We start from the raw sequence: 20,833 nt of genomic DNA, 5'->3' as shown, positions 1-20,833 counted from the left end.
CGGTCTCACTCCTTATCATGTAACATACGTTTGACAGTATCTTTAACGTTTTGCATTCCTGTTTTTTCTGCTAGGTCGTGGTGAAGTTTGTGTGCTGGTACCTTCATATTCGGAATATTTCCTTGTGGTGCAGGGTTTTCTAGATGAACGAATTCACCGGTGCCATCTTGTGCTTCCCCTTGAGCCCAGCGACCTTCTTTTGAAGCTGTTCCTTGCGATAGGTCCCAGAACTCATAAGCATGCGGTTGCGCTTCCATCTCATCTTCCGGTGCGAAAGTAGCAGGCACGACGACGCCGTTTTTCGTTTCCAGCTCTTCGATCGCAGCCATCCATTGATACTGGTGATAGCGGTCACGGGCGAGCATCTTACGGAATGTAGCACGCACGCCTTCATCCGTCGTCATATGATAGAGACGGGCGACTTGAAGTCGACCTTGTGATTCAGCATGTAGGTTCGAGCGCATATCTGCCAATAAGTTACCGCTCGCGACGATATAGGATCCGTTCCACGGAATGCCGTTTGCGTTTGATGGCAGTCCACCGAGACCGCTAACTAAAAGATGCTGTGGATTCATACCCCCGAGAATTGCTGCCGTCGCTGGATCTTTGGCAGCTTCTGCCTGATCATCCGGTGACGCCCCGTCGAGCAATTGAGAAATGAGGGAACATAGCATTTCAACGTGCCCGATTTCTTCCGTCCCGATATCCATCAGCATATCCTTGTACTTTTCTTCACCTCGACAATTGAAGCCTTGGAAAAGATATTGCATCATGACCGTCATCTCACCGAATTGTCCACCGAGTACCTCTTGCACGGCCCGAGCGAGTTTTGGATCGGGTCGATCAACCTTGACTTCGAATTGTAATTCTTTTTGATGGCGAAACATGAAAAGACCCCCTTTAAGTTTTAAACATATGCGAGTTACACATGTTATATACCTTAATCAGTTTCTTTCAAACCTGTTTACCTTATTTTTCGATATGCTGAAGTGAACGTTCAATCAAAGAATGATTTATGAACAAGTTTGGGATAGTGCCAAGGCAGTATTTCCTATGCAGTTTTAAACGTTTCAAAAAAATGATGCAATATCGTCATTCCCCCTCCATCAAGCTTAAACTTGAGGAGCAATCAAGAGATAATGTCGAACTGAGAATTTCTAAAGCATGATCTTTTGCAACGGCGGTTTCTGCTGCCGTACAGTCTGCAGGAACATGAATGGCATATTCTCGCATGTAGGCGTCGTTTGCAGTAAATAAGATACACATATCCGTCGTTAGACCGGTGATGATAAGACGTGAGACATCCAAATGCTTCAATAAAATATCAAGTTGGGTCCCGAAAAAACCTGAATGTTTTGGCTTGATGATAAAGTAATCGTTCTCTTCTGGGTGCATTGCTTCAATGAGGACATCGCCAAGACCACTGCGACACTCATCAATGATCTGATTAACATTCTCTTGCCACAGACCAAAATTGTCATTGACGTAAATCACCGGGATGTTTTGACGTTTACAATGTTGTTTTAATTTTGAGAGTGGTTCAAGGACAGGGAGCGTTTGTTGCAATAACTGCTCGGCTCCTTCAAAATCCATCTTATTGATAACATCAATAATCAACAATACTGTATTTTCTTGAACAGTCATGGCGGACTCCTCTCATAAAAAAGTGATTAAATAATGATAAGGCGAATAGAGCTGGGCTTTAGAGATAAAAATCTCAGAAGGGGAGGCTGATTCACGGGCTCCGCGGACATCAATTAAACAACGATAAATGAGGGATTCCAACTCTGCGATGAAATCAGGATATTGATATAAAGCGTCATACAGCCGTCTTTTGCGGTGATCTTCCATCAAGACGATGCAGGGGTTGGTCTCTTTCAGTGCCATTGCACTGAAGACAGTTTTTTGCTGTTTAAAATCTTGATTTAAACAGCGAACGATTTGATTTAAATCAGTTTCCACGTTCTTCACTTCCTAGTTGTAGATTATTCATACTGTTCTTATACATGTTATTGGTTGTGTTCCACTCTTCATCACGAGGTAAACGGATAAAAAAGTCGGATCCCTTTCCGATTTCTGAATGAACGGTGATACGTCCGCCATGCGCCTCAATGATCTCCTTACAAATCGGTAAACCGAGACCTGTGCCTTGAACTTGGAGGTGGTCTGCCTGTTCGACGCGGTAATATGGATCAAACAGATAGGGAAGATCTTGAGTTGGGATACCATATCCGTCATCGCTAATGGTGATGACGATTTCAGATTCACAGCACGCTAGCGAGACTTGGATATTTGAATCAACGGGAGAATATTTTATCGCATTATTCAAGATGTTTAATAAGACTCTCCGGATTTTTTCTTGGTCAGCCGTGATCAGACAAGGACCGTCGCTTTGGATTTGTAAATGATGTGTCGATGTCGAAACGTTCAACCACTCGGTTAACTCAATGAGCAGATGTTCGATGCAAAATCTTTCTAACTGATAGGACTCTTTTTGATGACTAAGTCGCTGATAATCTAGGAATTCGGTTAATAGTTGACTGAGTCGCTGCGTTTCACTTCGCATCGTCTCTAAGTATTTGCGCTGTTTTGAAGGAGACAACGTCCGGTGTAACATTAGTTCGCTAAATCCTTCAATGGAGGCAAGCGGCGTTCGTAGCTCATGAGATAAAACCGAAATGAAGTTCTGCTCTTTTTTAGCATGGTTGACTTCAATTGTGCGTTCACGAAAAACAAATAAAATACCTTGACGATCGGGCAAAAATTCTGTGTAAAGTCGTACGTGACGATCATCTGGCATTGAGAAATCCTGAGCAGGAACGACTGATGCATGCTCGAAGCCTGCTTTGATTTGTTCGACATATGCCTGCAACGCATCTGTTTCGAGAATCAACGGTTCGAAGGCTTCGATAACGAATGCTAAGTTTTCAGATTGTTTTTCAGATGGTGACCAGTTCGGGAACAATTGATGGAACATGTGATTCGTAAAAATATTTGTGTTCGTCACATCGACGAACAATATAGCTTCTCGAAGACCATTTAAAATGCGTTGAATTAATTGATGGTGATCTTTTATAAGGATGTCATCTAACAACCGCATCAACCCGATATTCAATAAATGTGTCGTTTTCTGAAGTGCGATAGTCTCGGTGAAACGATGATGAAATTGTAACGTCAATGTACCAATGAATTTTGACGGACTGTGTAATGGGAGAGCACACAACGTCAATTGTTCTTCCTCAATTAGATGGATCGATGTATCTAGCTCGGTCTTGGCTTCTAACTCTAGCCGTTTTTGGACATAAGTCGGTTCGTCTGATAGTGCGATATGGACAGCTTCAAAACTTTCCGACTGTGGTGAAAAAAAGATATGCGTCGCCCGAAAATGACTACCGATTGCTTGTAGCCACGTGTGAAGACCTGACATTGATTGATGACGTAAAATTTGAGTAGCTAACTGGTTTTGAAATTGAAGTTGTCGCTCAATTATTTTTTGTTGATAGAAAGACTCTTGGAGTTGTGAATTGACAGCTTGTGTTTGCTGGTGTTCAAAGGCGAGCAACGTCGTCATTTGTTGCATCGATCGCCCAAGTGTACCAATCTCGTCGTGACGGTTCTGAAAATCGTTCTGCTCCAATTGGTCAGGGTGTCTCGTTTGATCGACGAGGTCAAGTAAGTCCGTTCGAAAAGACCGCACAAGTCTTAAAATCAAGTAACTGAGAAGGCAAAAAGCAATGATCATCACACCAAAGGCGTAGCGTAAAACTTCAACGGTTCTTTGTTGTAGTGATTGTTGTGCTTTTCGCTCTTCATTATGAATCAATCGAAAATAGTCATTGATAGCGGAGTCAGATTGTTGAACCAGCTTTTGATTATCCGTGAGTACTTGTAACGTCAGTTCCAGTTCTAACAATCTTGCAAATTGAACGAGTTGATATGTAAAGCGTTCATCCGCTGGATCTGAATAACGTTGACTAAATGATTGAACGTGTTGTTGTAAGCGTTCCAACCGCTGATTGACCTGCTTAAGATCGATTTGATCATTAAAGTCGATTTGTTGGACTTGAAGATTGACTTGTTGTGCTTCATTCCATAGTGTGCGAGCTTGCGTTTTTTGTGATGTGATCTTCTGTGATGAAGTTCGGTGTTGCTCCAGCTCTTGTTGAGCAAAGTAAAATGTTAAGACGCCGATGCTTGCAAAAATCAAGAAATTCGAAAACAATAGGATATAAAATCGATGAAACATACTTGATGAAAGCCACTTCATGACTAGACCTCTTTCTAAAAAGATATATAAACAAACGATAAAAATACATGTTTAAAGAAATCTTATCATAGACATTAAACATTCTGCTTGAATTGCTTCATCGACTAAAATATCATTTTGCCTCTTTCCGAAAAAATCCCTAGATTTTGACACTTCATTTCCTTTAAGATAAACGATATACATATGTGCAAAATCACTCAAAATGACACTTCAAGCCATACTATTGATTGTGAAAATGAGTAAGCTTCTGTACTATGTTTATATAAAGGAAAGAAAAAGAAGGTGAAATGGATGAAGATGACTCGCTCTACGGACTATGCCATTCGTGTGCTTATTTTCGCAGCGTCGCATCCGAATCGGCTCGTACAAATTCAAGAAGTGGCAACCCATTATGATATTTCTAAAAATCATTTGATGAAGATTGTCCATTCATTGAGCAAGTTTGGTCTCATCATTTCCGTACAAGGTCGTAATGGTGGATTCAAATTAGCGAAATCGCCAGAGACGATTACGTTAGGAGAAATCGTTCATTTATTTGAAGAAGTATCCTATCTTGAAAATGTGACCGTTCCCAATAAAAATGGTAGTTTGCAAAACACACGTCAAGCGTTCGATCAAGCATTCATGTCCTTTACGGACGCGTTGCAGGCATACACGTTACAAGATTTAATCGCGCCGACGATGAACGACTGAAGAAAGAGTCAGAGAGGGATAGATGATCTCTGACTCTTTATCCGTGTACATATTCCAGTCATGCAGATTTTTATCAGATCATCATGTTAATTATGATTAAAACTAGTATCTTTTATGTTACTATAAACAAGATTCGGACGCTATTCGAATCTTAATTTTGAAACAAAAACATGTACACTTTGTACTTGTTTTTGTGGTATAACTTTACAGGAAGGAGGGGATATTTCCAATTTACCTGCTTGATTTCATATAGGACTCTTACTGTCCATTCAGATAAAGGATTAAAGGCATTCGTCCATTGATCCACGTAAAAGGGAGGGTTTCGGTATGTCCGAAATGACCATCGAAATGTTCGTTCACTTCATTCAACACTTAGTGCATTCTCCACGATTTATCGTCCAGCGTCATCATGAATATGAGGACACCTACATTTTTGAAATTCGTGAGTTGAATTTATCTCGTGTCTCAAAAGCCGTTTTGCTTCATAAAACAGTTGATCTTCTTCATGAAAAAACGTCAGAAGATACACGCGAAACGTTGACGAATGAACTGGTCACTCTATCACAAAAGACATTATTGAAGTCAGATACGATTGCTACACTTAAAGTGGAGTCTACAATAGAAGGCTCATTACATCTTATATTTTCGGAAGACAAAAAGATCTGGTTTTCTGGCATTCTTGATACTGAAGAGGCGATCAATCGGTTCACAGAACGTTTTCAAAGCGTCATAAATGATGATCGAACGTCTTATTAAACAAAGCAGGGCGAGCCACATCAGTGGTTCGGCCTGCTTTTGTCTTACCCTGTACAGAGCATCAAGACGTTGCCGTCGGGATCTGCAAACGTAAAGTAAGCAAAATCATCGAAACGCTCGATGTCACGAATGATGGGAGCCTGTAACGACAACACAAACTGATAAGATGCATCAATATCTGTTGTATAAAAATTAAATAAAGCATGTGGTGAAGGGTGATGTTGGTACGTTGCGTCATTCGAATGATCATCGAGTGTCAAACTCGTTGGACCTTCGAGTGGGAGATTGTAAACAGGTGACGAGACACGCGACACATCCAACGGCAACTGCAGTAACTGGTGATACCAAGCGGCGGCACGTTTCACATCCTGAACATGCAAAAAGACAGCGTTCAAGCGGGGCGCAATAAGGTGGGTCGAAATTGACATGAGCATCTCCTCCTTTTTTCATACATGTTTCTTTCGGTAAACGCCTCTTAATTCCTTCAATCCCTATAAATGGAATATGGTATGATATATCAGGAAAATCATTTACGAATGGGAAAGGAATGATGAGATGGAAACGATCATCTGTACGACGTGTGGCGTCGAACAAATCAATCCAGAGCGCGAAACGTGTCCGATTTGCTTAGAGGAACGACAGTATGTCAATCCAACTGGTCAAACGTGGACGACGCTCGCTGCCATGCAAACGTCAGGAACGTATCAAAACGTCATTAGTGACGACGGAGCAGGCGTCTATGCGATTCAGACGACACCGGCGTTCGGTATCGGTCAGACGGCATATCTTGTCCAAGGAAAATCGTTCAACCTGTTATGGGACTGCATTACATATCTTGATTCAACAACGAAAGAGCAACTTGAGAAATTAGGCGGAATTCACGCGATTGCTTTATCACATCCGCATTATTACGCGACACAAGTCGAATGGGCTGAGACTTTTGACGTGCCGATCTATATTCATGAAGATGATGCATCGTTCGTGACGCGACCAAGCGAACGCATCGTCTTCTGGAGTGGTGAACGCTTGGAATTGGCAGAAGATGTGATGTTACATCGCGTCGGTGGTCACTTCAAAGGAGCAGTCATCTGTGAACGAAAAGACGCATCAGCGGGGCTATTGTTGACAGGGGACATCATTCGGATCGTTGCCGATCGGGCATGGGTCAGTTTCATGTACAGCTATCCGAATGTGATTCCGCTTCCGGCAAAGACGGTCGCGCGAATGGCAGAAACGTTACGTCCGCTTCACTTTGAAAAATTATATGACGCCTTTCATCGGAAAATCGAAACCGGCGCGTCTGAAGCTGTAGCACGCTCTGCAGAGCGGTACATTGCTGCCTTGAACGGGAACTGGTTCACGACATGAAGTCGCGCTTGATCGTCATTCGCGGGAATTCTGGTAGTGGAAAAACGACGCTTGCTAAAGCGTTACGATCGGTTTTACCGGATAGCATCTTGTTTTCACAAGATGTTATCCGCAGGGAGATGTTGAACGTAAAAGATGGACCAGGAAATCCGGCGATTCGCTGGATCGAGGAGTTGGTCGGACTTGCTGACGGACGCCACGCGACGATTCTGCTGGAAGGCATTCTTGCACAGGATTGGTACGGTGAGATGATTGACCGGTTGGAACGTCGCTTTACGTCACGGTACGCGGCGTATTATTTTGACGTCTCCTTCGAAGAAACCATTCGTCGCCATGCGATGCGCCAGCCGACGGAGTTTTCTGAGACGGATATGAAACGCTGGTGGATTGATCGGGATCACCGCCCAACGGATCGTTTGATTGCTGAGGATACATCGATAGAAGCCATGATTCAGAAAATAAAACAACAGCAAAAAGGGGAGAGCGAATGACACACTACATTTTTGACATGGATGGAACGTTGTTTCAAACGAATGCCGTGCTTGCGCATGCGCTAGAAGATGTCTTTCATGAGTTGCGTCAGACGGGGCGCTGGGAGGGAGAGACACCAGTCGCCCTCTATCAGCAGATCATGGGCGTCTCGTTACTGGAAGTCTGGCAGACGTTACTACCGGACTTTTCAGCCACAGACCAACAGGCTGCGGATCAAAAGTTTCGACGTAGCATAGAGCAGGCAGTCAAGGCGGGGCATGGTTGCCTATATCCAGGAACGGTCGAGTTGCTAAGTCGTTTGAAACAAGCGGATCACTCCGTCTATATCGCCAGTAATGGGTGGCCATCCTACTTGTCAGCGATCTTGACGACGTATGGACTCGAAGCCTATATCGATCATGTCTATAGTATCGAAGACATCCGTTCCGGTGATAAATCAGCACTCGTACGGGAGATTTGTAAGACGCACGACATCTCGTCAGGCTACGTTGTCGGTGACCGCTTATCTGACTTCAAAGCGGCGCATGTGAACGGACTCGTTGCGATCGGTTGTCAGTTCGATTTTGCACAAGAGCAGGAACTCGCAGTCGCGGACCGCGTCGTAAAAGAGTTGAGTGCTGTTTATTAAAAAGAGCCGTCTTCTGTGGAAGACGGCTCTTACTTATAGCGATTATTCTGCCCACCAGAGAGCATCGTCTGGTTTCTTCGCGATCGACGCGACTTCTTTTTCACTCGATACAGTCGGATGCGACCCTTTCAGTGCCTTACCAGCTGTATTCTTAAAGAAGAAGAAGAACGTGACGAAGCCGATGACGCTGACTGCTGTTAGATAGAAAGCAGGAGCGAGCGGGTTTTGTGTCGTATGAACGAGCCATGTCGAAACGAGTGGCGTCGTTCCACCGAAGATCGAGACAGAGACGTTAAACGTCACGGATAGCGTCCGGTAACGGACATCCGTATAGAAGATACTCGGTAGAAGACTTGGCATCGTTCCTTCAAAGATCGCCAAGAAGAAGCCAAGGATGAAGATTCCGATCCCGACGAACAAGAGTGGTTTAAGACCAATCAAGAAGAACGACAGGATTGAAAGCAACGATAGTCCGGCTAACGCGAAAAGAACAATATTGCGATTGCCTTTTTTGTCACTAAGCTTCCCGAAGAAGTAAGCGAGCGGAATCATGATCACCATGACACCAGTAATTAGAATCGTACTTGTCGAACTTGACATACCGATGACTTCATCGAGGTACGATGGCATGTAGGACAAGAGCATATAGTTCGTAATGTTGAAGAAGGCGACAGCGATGAAACAAACGATGATATCACGTTTGTGGTCACGCAGGATTTCGCGGAATGTCGCGGGTTCTTCTGTATTTTCATTGATCTCATTTTCGAAGATCGGTGATTCATCCAAGTGACGACGTAAATAGAGACCAAATAAACCGAGTGGTGCCCCAAGAATGAAGGGAATCCGCCATCCCCAAGATGCCATTTGATCATCCGATAAGGTGACGAAAAGTGTTGTAGCCAGTAATGATGCGAGAATATATCCACCGAGTGTACCGATTTCAAGTCCACTTCCGAGGGCACTCCGTTTGTTATCTGGTGATGACTCAGCGATGTAGACCATTGCGCCGGCATATTCACCGCCAGTCGAGAATCCTTGTAAGATCCGGGCTAACAATAACAGGATCGGTGCCCAAATTCCGATTTGATCGTAGGTCGGTAATAGACCAATGATGAGCGTGGAACCAGCCATCATGACGATCGTCGTTGTTAAGACGACCTTCCGCCCGAGTCGATCTCCGATGCGTCCAAAGACGATTCCGCCGATTGGTCGCATTAAAAAAGCGATCGCAAACGTCGCAAAAGTAAAGACGAGCTTCAGTTCATCATTTTCAACAGCGCTAAAGAAGTTTTGACTGATGATGATTGCGAGATAGGAATAAAGACCAAAATCGAACCATTCCATCGCATTCCCAATTCCGGTCGCGTAGACACTCTTTTTGGTTTGCTGCATGTCAACGACATTGACTTTTTCTTTTCTGAATTTCATAAGTTCTGTTCACTCCCTTTGATAAGTTCGTATCGTACCATAGCAGGAAATGAAGTCAAGTTGCTAATGCGCTTAACCACTTGAAAACGACTGAAAATGGCTCTGTGCCGGGAGTTGTCAAACCGTTGCTACTCTAAGGACGAACAGGGGTGTGCATTTTTTATGAAAAAAATTGAAAATTTTTTGGATGTTTTCATAAATTCGAAACAATTTTCATATGTTCTCACAACTAAAAAATCAGTAATCCGCCTTTAGGATGAGGGGAGTTAAACTATTTTTTGGTAATTTTAAAATGAAGATGGAAAGTAAAAGGAGAATACTTATGAAGAAGAAATGGATCGCCATTGTATGTCTTGGGCTCATTGTAGTCATCGGTAGTTGGTATGCTGGATTTCAAGAATCAAAAGTATCCGGTTTTCCGTTGCCGCGATTTGCTACGGCAGTTGAAAAACAAGGCGAGTGGAAAATCAAAACCCGTCTAGTCTCGGAAACTGACGGACCGGGTTTACTCTATGGGACTCGGATTCGCCAAGCCGGTTGGAAAGAACTCGATCGTGAAGGCGCAACGGCGTGGTATGAAAAAGACGGGAAAGTGATTGCCTTGACGACGTTTGATGGGGAACTGTATCTCGAAAATTCGAGTAAAGAAAAGATTCGGTTATAACACAATGAAATGAGACAACGATTGGCTTGTCTCATTACTGTAAGCACTTCAAAAGGATTGCATGGGCATAAGCTCATGCAATCCTTTTTGTTTTAATCATCTTCGGAAGAGGAGAGTTGTTTATGTGTCTTAGAATCGTAAATTTTATAGGAAATCGGAAATCGATGGTTCTTTGTTGAAATGACGCGACAGAAATAGGGCACGTCTTCTCCGTACGCTCCTAATTCCGGATAATCTTGAAAGGTAAAATCCTCATAATCTTCGGTTGAGTCGAAAATAATAGACATGGATTGTGTCTTTCCTGAGTTTTCCTCTACATAACAGTCACCTTTGATGACAGCGTAGTCCTTGAAGACGATTTGCGATAGGCTAGGGACCGTCCAGTAAAGTAGTCCAAATCCAAGTAACGTGATGAAGATGAACTGAAGTTTGTCTTTAAATGTTTCTGTCGAGTCTTTCCATGTATCAATCGTAAAGAAGATGCCACCAAAAAGTGTAATGATTCCGAGTATAAGCATTCCGTAATACAGAATGAGTTCACGATTCATTTGATTTAGCTCCGTTCTTCATAAATATAGTCCATTCGCCTGAACGACGAAATGCGAATGTTCATAATGGTATGTGATGACGGAATAGTCGAACGGACGACCGTTCGTCAAATGAAATACTGTCTCGATCGTTAATCCAGGATCGCCCTCGGTGAGATCCAGATGATGAGCCGACTCAGCGCTTAACTTCCCGACGTGCATGTACATATCCGAGAACCCAATATTCAATTGGAGTGCCGTCTCTAAGTATTCGAAGATCGACTGCTCGACGATTTCACGATTTAAGTACGGAACGATTGATTGGCGATAGTAAGACTCTTCGAGACAGAGGATCTTGCCGTCGATGTAGCGGATTCGCTTAACGTAATAAACCGTCTCACCTGCCTCGATCCCGAGATTCTTCGCGATGTTATTCGTTGCAGACATTGGTTCGAGTGCAAGAACGGTCGACTCAATCGTATGACCGACGAGATTCTGCTTGAATCCTTGGGTCGAGAACAGACGAATGTAGCCGGTGCGATTCGTCTTCCGGACAAAAATCCCGCTTCCGCGGACTTGAAAAATGATTCCTTTTCGTTCGAGTAACTCAAGTGATTTTGTCATCGTCGTCTTACTGACGGCGAACTGCCGGATCAACTCTTCAAGAATCGGTAGTTTGTCCCCTTGTTTCAACTCATGTTGTTCTATGTACCGTTCGATTTCATCAGCCGTCTGTTGGTATTTCAGCATAGGACACCTTCTTTTCTTGCGAACTTTTTCTTTCTTTAGTATAGCATAAGCCTTCTGTTGATTAATAACATGTTAAATTTAATTATTTATGTATTGATTAATTGTGCATGTACAATTAAAATGAAAGGGTATTCAAGCGTCATATTCAGGGGAGGGACACGATATGGGCAAGGTTCGCGATTATCAACAATTGGCGCATTCGATATTAGAAGCTGTCGGTGGTGAAGACAACGTCATCAGCGCCGTCCGATGTGCAACTCGACTTCGTCTTGTCTTGAAACGATCGGATTCGTCAGCTAAGGAAACAGTCAGTGCACTACCTGGCGTCATTACGGTCGTTGAGTCTGGCGGGCAGTTTCAGGTCGTCATTGGTCAACACGTCGGAGAAGTCCATCAAGAATTTTTGAAGCTCGTCGATTTGGAACAATCGGAAACGGAAGAGGCGCCGAAAGGGACGGTCCTCAACCGAATCATTGCGACGATGTCAGCCGTCTTTGCACCGTTCGTCTACATCTTAGCTGCAGCGGGGATTCTGCAGGGAACTTTGATTTTGACGACGCTCGCTTTTCCGGCATTTGCGAAGACAGGTACTTATGAAGTCTTCAGCTTCATCTCATGGGCACCGTTTACGTTCTTGCCGATTTTCATTGCCATCACGGCAGCGAATCATTTTAAGGTCAACGCCTTCATCGCGGTCGCCTGTAGTGCGGCACTGGTCAGTCCAACATGGGCAGATATCGCAGCACGCATCACTGCCGGTGAATCCATCACGTTCCTAGGAATCGCTTTATCCGGTACGACGTATACGTCATCGGTCTTACCGCCATTATTCCTCGTCTGGATGTTGTCCTATGTTGAGCGATTCCTGAACAAGACGATTCATGAAGTCATTCGTCCGTTGTTCGTTCCATTCTTCAGCATGGTGTTGATGGTGCCGCTTACGATTCTCTTGATCGGACCGATCACGACACTTGGTGCAGAAGGAATCGCAAACGGGTATAACTACTTAGCGGAGAATGCTCCTGCGGTAGCTGGTCTCATCATCGGTGGCTTCTGGCAAGTCATCGTTATCTTCGGTGTCCACTGGGGTGTCACGCCGATGGTGCTCGCAAACTTTGAGCAATATGGTCGCGACTCGTTCCAAGCCTACCAAACGATTGCTGTCATCGCCCAAATCGGTGCTGTCATCGGGGTCATCTTGAAAGCACGTAACAAAGAAACGAAAAAAGTCGGGGTTTCAGCCGGACTGACAGGTATCTTCGGTATCACGGAACCGGCTATCTATGGGGTGACGCTCCGTTTTAAAAAACCGTTCATCTATGGCTGTATCTCGGGAGCAATCGGCGCTGTCACGGCAAGTTTCTTTAAACCGTATTACTTTGCCTACGCCGGATTACCGGGACCATTGACGCTCGTCAACGGCATCGATTCCGACTATCCATCGTCGATCATCGGCTTATTGATCGGAACAGCGATTGCCTTGATTCTACCGATCGTCTTGATTCAAGTGTTCGGTTTCGGGGAGCAGGCTGCTCCGGTCGTAGCACCTGAAAGTACAGCGACACCAGTTGCAAAACAGGAAGTCAGTGCAACTCTGACAAACGAAGAGACGCTTCGCGCACCACTTGAAGGAACGATTGTTGCTTTATCAGATGTACCGGATCCTGTATTTGCTTCCGGTGCGATGGGACAAGGGGTAGCGATTCGTCCGACGAACAACCGGGTCACGGCTCCGTTTGACAGTACCGTCGTCATGGTCGCTCCGTCAGGTCACGCGATCGGATTACGCTCGACGAGTGGTGTCGAAGTTTTGATCCATGTCGGTCTTGAGACCGTGACGCTCGACGGTAAACCGTTTACGCTTCACGTCAAAGAAGGCGAATCCGTGACGACAGGCGATCTACTCGTAACGTTTGATGCGACAGCGATTGAAGCGCATGGACTCGAGACGATCACGCCAATCATTATCACGAACACTCAGAGTTATGCACAAATCCTACCGACGGACGAGACGGTCACGACGGCAAATACACAGATTTTGACGATCATCAAGTAAGAGAAAAAGAAGGAGGACATGAAGATGAAGACATTACCAAACGATTTCTTATGGGGCGGTGCGTTAGCAGCGCATCAATTCGAAGGTGGCTGGAATGCTGGTGGAAAAGGACCGAGCGTCGTTGATGTATTGACGGCAGGAGCACACGGCGTTGCACGACGTATCACGGATCAGGTAGAGGAGAATGAATTTTATCCGAATCACGAGGCGATTGATTTTTATCACCGTTATAAAGAGGACATCGCCCTGTTCGCTGAGATGGGACTGAAGTGTCTCCGGACGTCAATCGGTTGGAGTCGGATTTTCCCAAACGGAGACGAAGCGGAACCGAACGAAGAAGGACTGAAGTTTTATGATGACGTCTTCGACGAATTACTGAAATACGACATCGAGCCGATCATCACGTTGTCGCATTTTGAGATGCCACTCCATCTTGCGCGTGAATATGGCGGTTTCCGCAACCGGAAAGTAGCGCTGTTCTTCGAAAAATTCGCGGAAGTCTGTTTCACGCGTTACAAAGACAAGGTCAAGTACTGGATGACATTCAATGAAATCAACAACAAGATGGATGTCAGCAATCCATTATTCCTCTGGACGAATTCCGGTGTCCTCCTTGATCCGGAAGAGAACGCGATGGAAGTCATGTATCAAACGGGTCACCACGAGTTGCTCGCGAGTGCACTTGCCGTCGCGAAAGGGAAAGCGATCAACCCGGACTTCGAAATCGGAGCAATGGTCTCACACGTACCGATCTATCCGTACTCATCGCATCCGGAAGATATTCTGCTCGCTGAGACATCGATGCGTCAGCGCTACTTCTTCCCAGACGTCCAAGTCCGCGGCTACTATCCGTCTTATGCGTTGAATGAGTTCAAACGGGAAGGGTATGATATTCCGATTCTAGACGGTGACGCAGAAATCTTGCGAAACGGAACGGTCGACTATCTTGGATTCAGTTACTACATGTCGACGACCGTCAAACATGATGCTGTCGTCAATAACACGGGAAATATCGTCAACGGTGGTCTCGCGAAAGGCGTTGAGAACCCATACATCCAGTCGAGTGATTGGGGTTGGGCGATTGATCCGGTTGGTCTGCGCTATGCGATGAATCGTCTATACGATCGTTACCAGATTCCGTTGTTCATCGTCGAAAACGGCTTTGGTGCAATCGATACGATCGAGGATGGTCAGATTCATGACACTGCGCGAATTAATTACTTGCGTGCGCATATCGAAGCATTCAAAGCAGCTGTACTCGAAGATGGAATCGAATTGATTGGTTACACGCCGTGGGGCGTCATCGACATCGTCTCCTTTACGACAGGGGAGATGAAAAAACGCTACGGCATGATCTACGTCGATCGGGATAACGAGGGTAACGGATCGATGGAACGGATGAAAAAGGATTCGTTCGATTGGTATCGTCACGTCATCGAGACGAATGGTGCTGCGTTACACGGTTCAGAGACGGCCAAATGATGAAGTAAGGGGTAACGGAAAAAATCCGTTGCCTCTTTTTTTAAAGAATTAGAATGAAAAAGAAGTGGGGTATGGCACACTAAGGAAAAAACGGAGGACCGGTAAATGATTAAAAAACGCTATGCCGATCGACGTGACTGGCGTCGCATCACACAACGACACTATGTTCATGAACAAGTAGAAAACAAAGTGTTCAAAGGACATGTGACACTCCTTCAACTGATTGAAGTCACTTCACCGTTAGACGTCCGATATGGTGACGAAACGATTCGAATCGCTGACGCTGGTTACGTCTGGGTACAACAATTCCCAAGCGATGCCCATCATGCCGTGACCTCGATGTTTGACGCCACAGGTCAGTTGGTACAAAACTATATCGATATCTGTCTTCGTACTGGAGTGGAAGACGGACGTATCTACTGGGAGGATCTGTTTCTCGATCTGATCGTTTTGCCATCGGGAGAAGTCTTGTTAGTCGATGTGGACGAACTGGAAGCAGCACGGGAGCAAGGGGACGTCTCAGAAGCGGAATACGCGCTCGCTTTAGCGGAAGCAAAACAACTGCAAAAACAACTACAAGACGGAACTTTTCCGCTCGTCGCACACGTTGAAGTAATGAAAGAACGGTTAGAATTGCAACTCAAACAGGGAACACCGCGTTGACGGGGTTCCCTGTTTTTTTAGGCATGTCGTTCTTCGTTGATCTCGTTCGTTGCGAAATACTGTTGCTTGCGCGGGAGGAGAACCAATCCAAGGAAACAGATTGTCACGATCACGAGGAGACCGGCAAATAGAATCGTACTGAAACGAATCGACCAGATGTCACCGAGCAGACCGATCGCGACGATCGCTAGAATCTGTAGCAGACTGACGCCGACACCGTATAGACTCGTAAAGCGTCCCATTAAGTGGAGTGGAATATTCGTCTGTTGGAACGTCAAGAAACCGGTTCCCGCAAATGCGTGAAAACTACCGAGCAACAAGAAACCAGTACAGACGATCGAAAACGAATTCGCATTCGCATACAGCATGTAACCGACAGCGACAAATACATAGCCGATCGTCAGCATCGTCCGAATGGAGAGGGTTTTAGCGTAGCGGGCGACGACCCAGCTGCCGGAGACGGAACCAATCCCAGTCAGACTCATCAGTAAACCATAGTCGGTTTCCGATAACCCGATGCTTCGCTGTAAAAAGATGACTTCTTGTGTATCAAGCGCAAGTGTCGCGATCATCATCAGCATCGCGAGGATATACAATCCGGTCACGTAGCGTGCACTTTTGCTGAACTGATAGACAAGCCGCCAATCGGATATAATGTCTTGCAGCCGCATCCCTCGTTCGACCGCAGCAGTAAAACGCGGCAAGCGCATCAGCAGGACAGCTGATCCGAAAAACGAGACAGCGTTGAGCCAAATGGCAACGTCAGCAGAAGCAACATAGAGCAGTCCTCCAGCGAGAGCAGGCCCGATCAAAAAGGCACCAGACGTGATCAGACTACGATAGGCATTGAACGACGCCCGATCGTTTTGAGGAACAAGCGTCGTGATGTAGGTCAACGTTGCCGGTTCAACGACCGCTTTGATGATGGCTAAGGCGATCAAGTCGATGTAAAGCAACGATAGTGGTAGAAATGGCATGATACCGATTAAGAAAGCACGCAACAAATCAGTCTGAATCAATAGTCGACGTAAGTCGGATCGGTCGACCCAACTTCCCGCGAACGACTTGATGACGAGAGAGACGACCGGACTGATGATCCAAAGCGCAGCAACGGCTGACGCAGAGCCGGTCAAGCGATAGATGTATACGTTGATCGCAACGAGATAAATGAAGTCACCAAACTGTGAAATACCGAGCGCACTTAAGAGGATTCGTTCCCGAGAAGACATGACAGCATCCTTTCTTACATCATTTTCCAATAGTATACCAGAAAATTCAGATAACGTTTTCGTATATCTCTATACTTTTTATGGAAGAGTGGGTATACTTGGAAAAAATCAAAGGAAGAAGGGTTCAATCATGTTAACGACCATCGATTTATATCAAGCTTTGCCTGTACTTGAAACGGAACGACTTCGTTTGCGACCGGTTCGCACAGAAGATGCAGCAGATATCTATGCCTACACGAAAGATGAAGAGACGGCGCGTTATGTCAGCTGGCATGCGCATAAAAGCCTCACGGATTCTGAACAATTCGTCGATCACATCCTTCGTCAATACGAACAAGGGAATCCGGCACCTTGGGCGATTGAAGACAAAACGAACGGACGAGTCATCGGAACGATTGATTTCATCAAAGTCTCGTTTGAGCAACAGCAAGCAGAACTTGGTTATGCGCTGTCGCGCGAGTACTGGGGGAAAGGTTTGATGCCGGAAGCGGCAGCGCGTCTCGTGCAGTACGGCTTTGAGACACTCGGACTCGAGCGCATGCAAGCCCGTTGTTTTGTTGGGAATGATGGATCTGCTCGTGTCATGGAAAAGATCGGTATGACGTTCGAAGGGATCTCGCGGAGTGCTTTATTCGTTAAAGAGCGTTTCTGGGACTTAAAAATTTACGCGATCACGCGTAGCGATTACGAAGGGAAGTAAGCGATGGGTTCACGACTAATGCATGCCTACATCGGACAACGATTGATTACGTTACTTCCGGAACTAGACCCTGCTCGATTCCTTATAGGTACGATCGCTCCTGATGCACGCCACGACGAGAAGGAGCAAGCCCACTATTATACGGGTGAATTAGCGAGCGGAACACGAGCGATTGACTACGAAGCGTTTTGGAGAGACTCGACGTCTTGGAATCCATCTTTTCGAAGTGGCTATTACGTCCATCTGATAGCGGATGATATTTGGTTACGCGGTTTTTATATGGGGTGGTTACGGCAAGCGATCATAGCTGACGCCTCGATTGGTTCAAGGTATCATGATGACTTCAGGCGGTACAATACACGCATTGCTCCGTTCGTGAACTGGAATGAACAAGCGATCAACGGAGCGCTTCATGAAGTGAGTGTGCAGTCGAGATGGAAAGCACTTCCGCATTTCATTAGAGAGGTAGAGGAGGATCGACGAACCGTTCTGCCACAAGAATATGATATCTTGTTGCCGTGTCAATTGGATGGATATATCGAAACAGCGATTGAACGTTCCTTCCATCACTTAGGTGAAAAAGGGCTAAAGATTGTTCCGACCAAAGAATCATCTCCGAATCATTGAAATGACCCATTTGACGATCCCGAATAAGATGTAGCAGCATCCGTTCAGCAGACCAATCCACATCAGGTTAATCAGACTTTCTAAACCTTCAAACCAATCCATGACTGGTGTAACGAATAAAGCGAATACAAAAAGTACCATGACGGTCCAACTGACGGTTGGAATCAGGAAGAGAATTGTTAAGCCGGCGACTACAGCTGGTACGATTCGTTTATAGATAAGATAGATTGCTGCCACGTTCAACGATAAAATATAGATTACAAACGCAATTAAAAATAATTGCGACATAAAATCACCTCCGAATAACAATAAGACGAAGAACGCATCCCTTTAGATTAGGATGCGTTTTTCTATGTTTATTGTAAGATGTCTTGAAAATAATCGTATGCATACGGTTGAACAAAAAGAAAATCGATTTTTAAATTTTAATTCAAAGCAAAACACTCGGAATAAGTTTAGAACTATGTTATATTGGAAATAAGAAAAGTAAGGAAGTAAGGAATACAAGAAAAACACAGAAAGAAGGAAGTTCGTGATGGAGCTATCAAAGTTAACGTCAAAAGGACAGATCACCATCCCCAAAAAAATTCGGCAGGCCTTGCAAGTGGAGGAAGGAGATCGCGTGGCATTCATTGAGGAGGACGGGTTTGTCATCATGGCGAAAGCGGATTTGAAACAGCTGCATGACCTTCAAGATATATTGAGCGATGAGACGTTCAAGACGCTCATCCACAAAGCGAATCATCATTTGTAAAAAATAAAAAGGAGGAAATAACAGATGGATATGCGCGAAGTAGATTTACCAGGAATCGGACGGAAGTTCGAAGGCATCACGACACGAGGAGATAAGGTGGTCGTCATCGTCCATGACGACGGACGACGCGAAATGCATCATTATGATGACGATGATTTTGATGAGAGCATCTCGAGCGTGACGTTCAATGATGCAGAAGCTCGTCAGATGGCAGGGATTCTCGGAGGATTATCTTATAAGCCAAAGGATCTTGAAAAAATTGAACTCGCGTTTGATGATCTCGTCATCGAGTGGTTCAAAGTCGGTCAGGATTCAAAGGTCAACAATCGAACGATTGGGGAACTCGATGTCCGTAACCAATATGACATCTCGATCATTGCAGTGCTTAAACATGACCGTTCGAAATCGTTAAATCCTGGACCAGAAACGCGCCTTGAAGCGGGAGATACGATTGTCCTGTCAGGAGAACGTCAAAACGTCCGTCACATCACGAAAGCATTATTCTCAATCGAAGGAGGCGGATAATATATGGATCATCTCATATTTGAAGTCGGTACCGCGCTTATCTTAGTGGCGATCGCGGCAGTGCTCGCGAACAGACTCAATTTCTCAATCATCCCGTTTCTGATTATTCTCGGGATGATTGTTGGACCGCACGCTCCGACAATCGGGATACTAGACTTCAAGTTCATTGAAAGTGCTGAGTTCATCAGTTTCCTCGGACGAATTGGCGTCCTATTCCTCTTGTTCTATCTCGGACTCGAGTTCTCGATCGGTAAGTTGATCCGGTCTGGAAAATCGATTGTCACGAGCGGAACGATCTATTTATCGATTAACTTTACCGGTGGTCTCTTATACGGGTTCATCGCCGGATTCCCACTCTATGAAGTACTCGTCATCGCCGGAATCATTACGATCTCCTCGAGTGCGATCGTGGCGAAAGTCCTCGTTGATCTCCGCCGGACTGGTAACACGGAGACGGAATTGATTCTTGGAATCATCATGTTCGAGGACATTTTCCTCGCTGTCTACTTGTCGGTCTTATCGGGACTGCTTCTCGGTGGTGGGACGACATTACTCGCATCCCTCACATCGATCTTGATCGCCCTCGGGTACATGTTGCTGTTCTTCATCGTCGCTCGGAAGGCAACACCGCTTTTGAATAAGATGCTGAAGATCGCCTCGGATGAAGTCTTCATCATCGTCGTCTTTGCTGCCTTGTTCTTCATCGCCGGATTCTCGGAAACGATTCATGTTGCAGAAGCAATCGGGGCGTTGTTACTCGGTCTCGTCTTCTCGGAAACCGATCAAGGAGAGCGGATCGAACATCTCGTCGTACCATTCCGTGATTTCTTCGGTGCGATCTTCTTCTTCAGTTTCGGATTGAGCATCGATCCGACGATGTTACTTGACGCCGTCTGGCTCGCACTCGGTGCCGTCGTCATCACGATTATCGGGAACTACGTGGCTGGTATGATTGCGGGGCGTAAAGCAGGTTTGTCACACAAAGCATCCTCGAACATCGGCTTGACGATCGTCTCGCGCGGAGAGTTCTCGATCATCGTCGCGAATCTCGGAATCGCCGGTGGATTGATGGATATCTTGTCACCATTCTCTGCCTTATATGTCTTGATTCTCGCCATTCTTGGACCGTTGATGACGAAGGAATCGAAACGGATTTACAACGTCATGAATAAAATCTTTAAGTGGACGGAACCAAAAGCGAAAAAGACGAAGAAAAATGCCTAA

At 45.4% G+C, this 20,833-nt stretch carries 24 protein-coding genes; 14 read left to right on the top strand and 10 right to left on the bottom strand.

The annotated features are described in order from the left end of the window. Positions 1-5: 5 nt before the first annotated feature. The 4 genes from ASF99_RS08000 to ASF99_RS07985 form a co-directional block, all read right to left on the bottom strand. Complete coding sequence (locus ASF99_RS08000) at positions 6-887, bottom strand: manganese catalase family protein (RefSeq protein WP_055968390.1); 882 nt, start codon at positions 885-887, stop codon at positions 6-8. A 205-nt stretch (positions 888-1,092) separates the two neighbouring features. After that, the gene (locus tag ASF99_RS07995) at positions 1,093-1,644 is read right to left on the bottom strand and encodes a cysteine hydrolase family protein (protein WP_055968389.1); all 552 of its coding nucleotides are present in this window, start codon (positions 1,642-1,644) and stop codon (positions 1,093-1,095) included. A gap of 12 nt (positions 1,645-1,656) precedes the next feature. After that, on the bottom strand, positions 1,657-1,962 hold the full coding sequence (locus ASF99_RS07990) for a hypothetical protein (RefSeq protein WP_055968387.1): 306 nt from the start codon (positions 1,960-1,962) through the stop codon (positions 1,657-1,659). Beyond that, on the bottom strand, positions 1,952-4,267 hold the full coding sequence (locus tag ASF99_RS07985; RefSeq protein WP_055968385.1) for a HAMP domain-containing sensor histidine kinase: 2,316 nt from the start codon (positions 4,265-4,267) through the stop codon (positions 1,952-1,954). The genes ASF99_RS07990 and ASF99_RS07985 overlap by 11 nt, the downstream gene beginning before the upstream one ends. Before the next feature lie 291 nt (positions 4,268-4,558). Here ASF99_RS07985 and ASF99_RS07980 point away from each other — a divergent pair, with 291 nt between their 5' ends. Then, complete coding sequence (locus ASF99_RS07980) at positions 4,559-4,960, top strand: RrF2 family transcriptional regulator (RefSeq protein ID WP_047394819.1); 402 nt, start codon at positions 4,559-4,561, stop codon at positions 4,958-4,960. A 327-nt stretch (positions 4,961-5,287) separates the two neighbouring features. Next, entirely contained in the window at positions 5,288-5,716 is a 429-nt protein-coding gene (locus ASF99_RS07975; protein WP_055968383.1) for a hypothetical protein, read from the top strand. 44 nt (positions 5,717-5,760) lie between these two features. On the opposite strand, the gene ASF99_RS07970 is transcribed toward ASF99_RS07975, so the two are convergent. Continuing rightward, the gene (locus ASF99_RS07970) at positions 5,761-6,144 is read right to left on the bottom strand and encodes a VOC family protein (protein WP_235515895.1); all 384 of its coding nucleotides are present in this window, start codon (positions 6,142-6,144) and stop codon (positions 5,761-5,763) included. 127 nt (positions 6,145-6,271) lie between these two features. Here ASF99_RS07970 and ASF99_RS07965 point away from each other — a divergent pair, with 127 nt between their 5' ends. From ASF99_RS07965 to ASF99_RS07955, 3 genes are read left to right on the top strand one after another with little or no spacing between them, the layout of a single operon-like run. Further along, complete coding sequence (locus tag ASF99_RS07965) at positions 6,272-7,084, top strand: MBL fold metallo-hydrolase (protein WP_055968378.1); 813 nt, start codon at positions 6,272-6,274, stop codon at positions 7,082-7,084. Next, positions 7,081-7,575 (top strand): AAA family ATPase, encoded by a 495-nt coding sequence (locus ASF99_RS07960; RefSeq protein WP_055968377.1) that lies wholly within the window; start codon positions 7,081-7,083, stop codon positions 7,573-7,575. The genes ASF99_RS07965 and ASF99_RS07960 overlap by 4 nt, the downstream gene beginning before the upstream one ends. Then, a complete protein-coding gene (locus ASF99_RS07955) occupies positions 7,572-8,204 on the top strand; it encodes an HAD hydrolase-like protein (RefSeq protein WP_055968375.1) in 633 nt (210 codons plus the stop codon). The genes ASF99_RS07960 and ASF99_RS07955 overlap by 4 nt, the downstream gene beginning before the upstream one ends. Before the next feature lie 42 nt (positions 8,205-8,246). Here ASF99_RS07955 and ASF99_RS07950 read toward each other — a convergent pair whose 3' ends face one another. Beyond that, entirely contained in the window at positions 8,247-9,632 is a 1,386-nt protein-coding gene (locus tag ASF99_RS07950; protein WP_023468496.1) for an MFS transporter, read from the bottom strand. Positions 9,633-9,954: 322 nt separating this feature from the next. Between ASF99_RS07950 and ASF99_RS07945 the strand changes: the two genes are divergently transcribed. After that, on the top strand, positions 9,955-10,296 hold the full coding sequence (locus ASF99_RS07945) for a hypothetical protein (protein WP_055968372.1): 342 nt from the start codon (positions 9,955-9,957) through the stop codon (positions 10,294-10,296). Positions 10,297-10,388: 92 nt separating this feature from the next. Here the strand turns inward: ASF99_RS07945 and ASF99_RS07940 are convergent, their stop codons facing one another. Together ASF99_RS07940 and ASF99_RS07935 are read right to left on the bottom strand one after the other, a co-directional pair. Next, positions 10,389-10,844, bottom strand: coding sequence for a hypothetical protein (locus tag ASF99_RS07940; RefSeq protein ID WP_023468494.1), 456 nt, complete (start codon positions 10,842-10,844; stop codon positions 10,389-10,391). A gap of 18 nt (positions 10,845-10,862) precedes the next feature. Further along, on the bottom strand, positions 10,863-11,573 hold the full coding sequence (locus ASF99_RS07935) for a GntR family transcriptional regulator (RefSeq protein WP_055968370.1): 711 nt from the start codon (positions 11,571-11,573) through the stop codon (positions 10,863-10,865). 163 nt (positions 11,574-11,736) lie between these two features. Between ASF99_RS07935 and ASF99_RS07930 the strand changes: the two genes are divergently transcribed. The 3 genes from ASF99_RS07930 (at position 11,737) to ASF99_RS07920 (ending at position 15,774) form a co-directional block, all read left to right on the top strand. After that, positions 11,737-13,629 carry a beta-glucoside-specific PTS transporter subunit IIABC gene (locus ASF99_RS07930; RefSeq protein ID WP_055968368.1) on the top strand — a complete coding sequence of 631 codons (1,893 nt, stop codon included), beginning with the start codon at positions 11,737-11,739 and terminating at the stop codon, positions 13,627-13,629. Between the two features lie 24 nt (positions 13,630-13,653). Next, entirely contained in the window at positions 13,654-15,111 is a 1,458-nt protein-coding gene (gene bglA, locus ASF99_RS07925; protein ID WP_055968366.1) for a 6-phospho-beta-glucosidase BglA, read from the top strand. 105 nt (positions 15,112-15,216) lie between these two features. Beyond that, positions 15,217-15,774: a DUF402 domain-containing protein gene (locus ASF99_RS07920; protein ID WP_055968364.1), complete on the top strand. Its 558-nt coding sequence runs from the start codon at positions 15,217-15,219 to the stop codon at positions 15,772-15,774. A 17-nt stretch (positions 15,775-15,791) separates the two neighbouring features. On the opposite strand, the gene ASF99_RS07915 is transcribed toward ASF99_RS07920, so the two are convergent. Next, positions 15,792-17,003 (bottom strand): MFS transporter, encoded by a 1,212-nt coding sequence (locus tag ASF99_RS07915; RefSeq protein ID WP_055968362.1) that lies wholly within the window; start codon positions 17,001-17,003, stop codon positions 15,792-15,794. 130 nt (positions 17,004-17,133) lie between these two features. On the opposite strand from ASF99_RS07915, the gene ASF99_RS07910 reads away from it, so the two are divergent. Together ASF99_RS07910 and ASF99_RS07905 are read left to right on the top strand one after the other, a co-directional pair. Continuing rightward, complete coding sequence (locus tag ASF99_RS07910; RefSeq protein ID WP_035397071.1) at positions 17,134-17,703, top strand: GNAT family N-acetyltransferase; 570 nt, start codon at positions 17,134-17,136, stop codon at positions 17,701-17,703. 3 nt (positions 17,704-17,706) lie between these two features. Continuing rightward, positions 17,707-18,330, top strand: a complete 624-nt coding sequence (locus ASF99_RS07905) for a zinc dependent phospholipase C family protein (RefSeq protein ID WP_055968360.1) — start codon at positions 17,707-17,709, stop codon at positions 18,328-18,330. Here ASF99_RS07905 and ASF99_RS07900 read toward each other — a convergent pair. Next, positions 18,313-18,618, bottom strand: coding sequence for a hypothetical protein (locus tag ASF99_RS07900; protein WP_035397073.1), 306 nt, complete (start codon positions 18,616-18,618; stop codon positions 18,313-18,315). The two genes, ASF99_RS07905 and ASF99_RS07900, sit on opposite strands and share 18 nt — an antisense overlap. A 247-nt stretch (positions 18,619-18,865) precedes the next feature. Here ASF99_RS07900 and ASF99_RS17715 point away from each other — a divergent pair, with 247 nt between their 5' ends. The 3 genes from ASF99_RS17715 to ASF99_RS07885 are packed head-to-tail and all read left to right on the top strand — an operon-like array spanning position 18,866 to position 20,833. Continuing rightward, on the top strand, positions 18,866-19,084 hold the full coding sequence (locus tag ASF99_RS17715) for an AbrB/MazE/SpoVT family DNA-binding domain-containing protein (RefSeq protein WP_023468485.1): 219 nt from the start codon (positions 18,866-18,868) through the stop codon (positions 19,082-19,084). A 24-nt stretch (positions 19,085-19,108) separates the two neighbouring features. Then, entirely contained in the window at positions 19,109-19,609 is a 501-nt protein-coding gene (locus tag ASF99_RS07890; RefSeq protein WP_023468484.1) for a cation:proton antiporter regulatory subunit, read from the top strand. A 3-nt stretch (positions 19,610-19,612) separates the two neighbouring features. After that, complete coding sequence (locus tag ASF99_RS07885; RefSeq protein WP_023468483.1) at positions 19,613-20,833, top strand: cation:proton antiporter; 1,221 nt, start codon at positions 19,613-19,615, stop codon at positions 20,831-20,833.

The organism is Exiguobacterium sp. Leaf187, assembly GCF_001423925.1.
Taxonomy (GTDB): Bacteria; Bacillota; Bacilli; order Exiguobacteriales; family Exiguobacteriaceae; genus Exiguobacterium_A; species Exiguobacterium_A indicum.
This window is presented reverse-complemented; position numbering and strand designations above follow the sequence as displayed.

Coding starts and splice junctions, on each gene's coding strand:
- ASF99_RS08000 (WP_055968390.1), bottom strand. CDS start 887: ATGTTTCGCCATCAAAAAGAATTACAATTCGAAGTCAAGGTTGATCGA.
- ASF99_RS07995 (WP_055968389.1), bottom strand. CDS start 1,644: ATGACTGTTCAAGAAAATACAGTATTGTTGATTATTGATGTTATCAAT.
- ASF99_RS07985 (WP_055968385.1), bottom strand. CDS start 4,267: ATGAAGTGGCTTTCATCAAGTATGTTTCATCGATTTTATATCCTATTG.
- ASF99_RS07980 (WP_047394819.1), top strand. CDS start 4,559: ATGAAGATGACTCGCTCTACGGACTATGCCATTCGTGTGCTTATTTTC.
- ASF99_RS07975 (WP_055968383.1), top strand. CDS start 5,288: ATGTCCGAAATGACCATCGAAATGTTCGTTCACTTCATTCAACACTTA.
- ASF99_RS07970 (WP_235515895.1), bottom strand. CDS start 6,144: ATGTCAATTTCGACCCACCTTATTGCGCCCCGCTTGAACGCTGTCTTT.
- ASF99_RS07965 (WP_055968378.1), top strand. CDS start 6,272: ATGGAAACGATCATCTGTACGACGTGTGGCGTCGAACAAATCAATCCA.
- ASF99_RS07960 (WP_055968377.1), top strand. CDS start 7,081: ATGAAGTCGCGCTTGATCGTCATTCGCGGGAATTCTGGTAGTGGAAAA.
- ASF99_RS07955 (WP_055968375.1), top strand. CDS start 7,572: ATGACACACTACATTTTTGACATGGATGGAACGTTGTTTCAAACGAAT.
- ASF99_RS07950 (WP_023468496.1), bottom strand. CDS start 9,632: ATGAAATTCAGAAAAGAAAAAGTCAATGTCGTTGACATGCAGCAAACC.
- ASF99_RS07945 (WP_055968372.1), top strand. CDS start 9,955: ATGAAGAAGAAATGGATCGCCATTGTATGTCTTGGGCTCATTGTAGTC.
- ASF99_RS07940 (WP_023468494.1), bottom strand. CDS start 10,844: ATGAATCGTGAACTCATTCTGTATTACGGAATGCTTATACTCGGAATC.
- ASF99_RS07935 (WP_055968370.1), bottom strand. CDS start 11,573: ATGCTGAAATACCAACAGACGGCTGATGAAATCGAACGGTACATAGAA.
- ASF99_RS07930 (WP_055968368.1), top strand. CDS start 11,737: ATGGGCAAGGTTCGCGATTATCAACAATTGGCGCATTCGATATTAGAA.
- bglA (WP_055968366.1), top strand. CDS start 13,654: ATGAAGACATTACCAAACGATTTCTTATGGGGCGGTGCGTTAGCAGCG.
- ASF99_RS07920 (WP_055968364.1), top strand. CDS start 15,217: ATGATTAAAAAACGCTATGCCGATCGACGTGACTGGCGTCGCATCACA.
- ASF99_RS07915 (WP_055968362.1), bottom strand. CDS start 17,003: ATGTCTTCTCGGGAACGAATCCTCTTAAGTGCGCTCGGTATTTCACAG.
- ASF99_RS07910 (WP_035397071.1), top strand. CDS start 17,134: ATGTTAACGACCATCGATTTATATCAAGCTTTGCCTGTACTTGAAACG.
- ASF99_RS07905 (WP_055968360.1), top strand. CDS start 17,707: ATGGGTTCACGACTAATGCATGCCTACATCGGACAACGATTGATTACG.
- ASF99_RS07900 (WP_035397073.1), bottom strand. CDS start 18,618: ATGTCGCAATTATTTTTAATTGCGTTTGTAATCTATATTTTATCGTTG.
- ASF99_RS17715 (WP_023468485.1), top strand. CDS start 18,866: ATGGAGCTATCAAAGTTAACGTCAAAAGGACAGATCACCATCCCCAAA.
- ASF99_RS07890 (WP_023468484.1), top strand. CDS start 19,109: ATGGATATGCGCGAAGTAGATTTACCAGGAATCGGACGGAAGTTCGAA.
- ASF99_RS07885 (WP_023468483.1), top strand. CDS start 19,613: ATGGATCATCTCATATTTGAAGTCGGTACCGCGCTTATCTTAGTGGCG.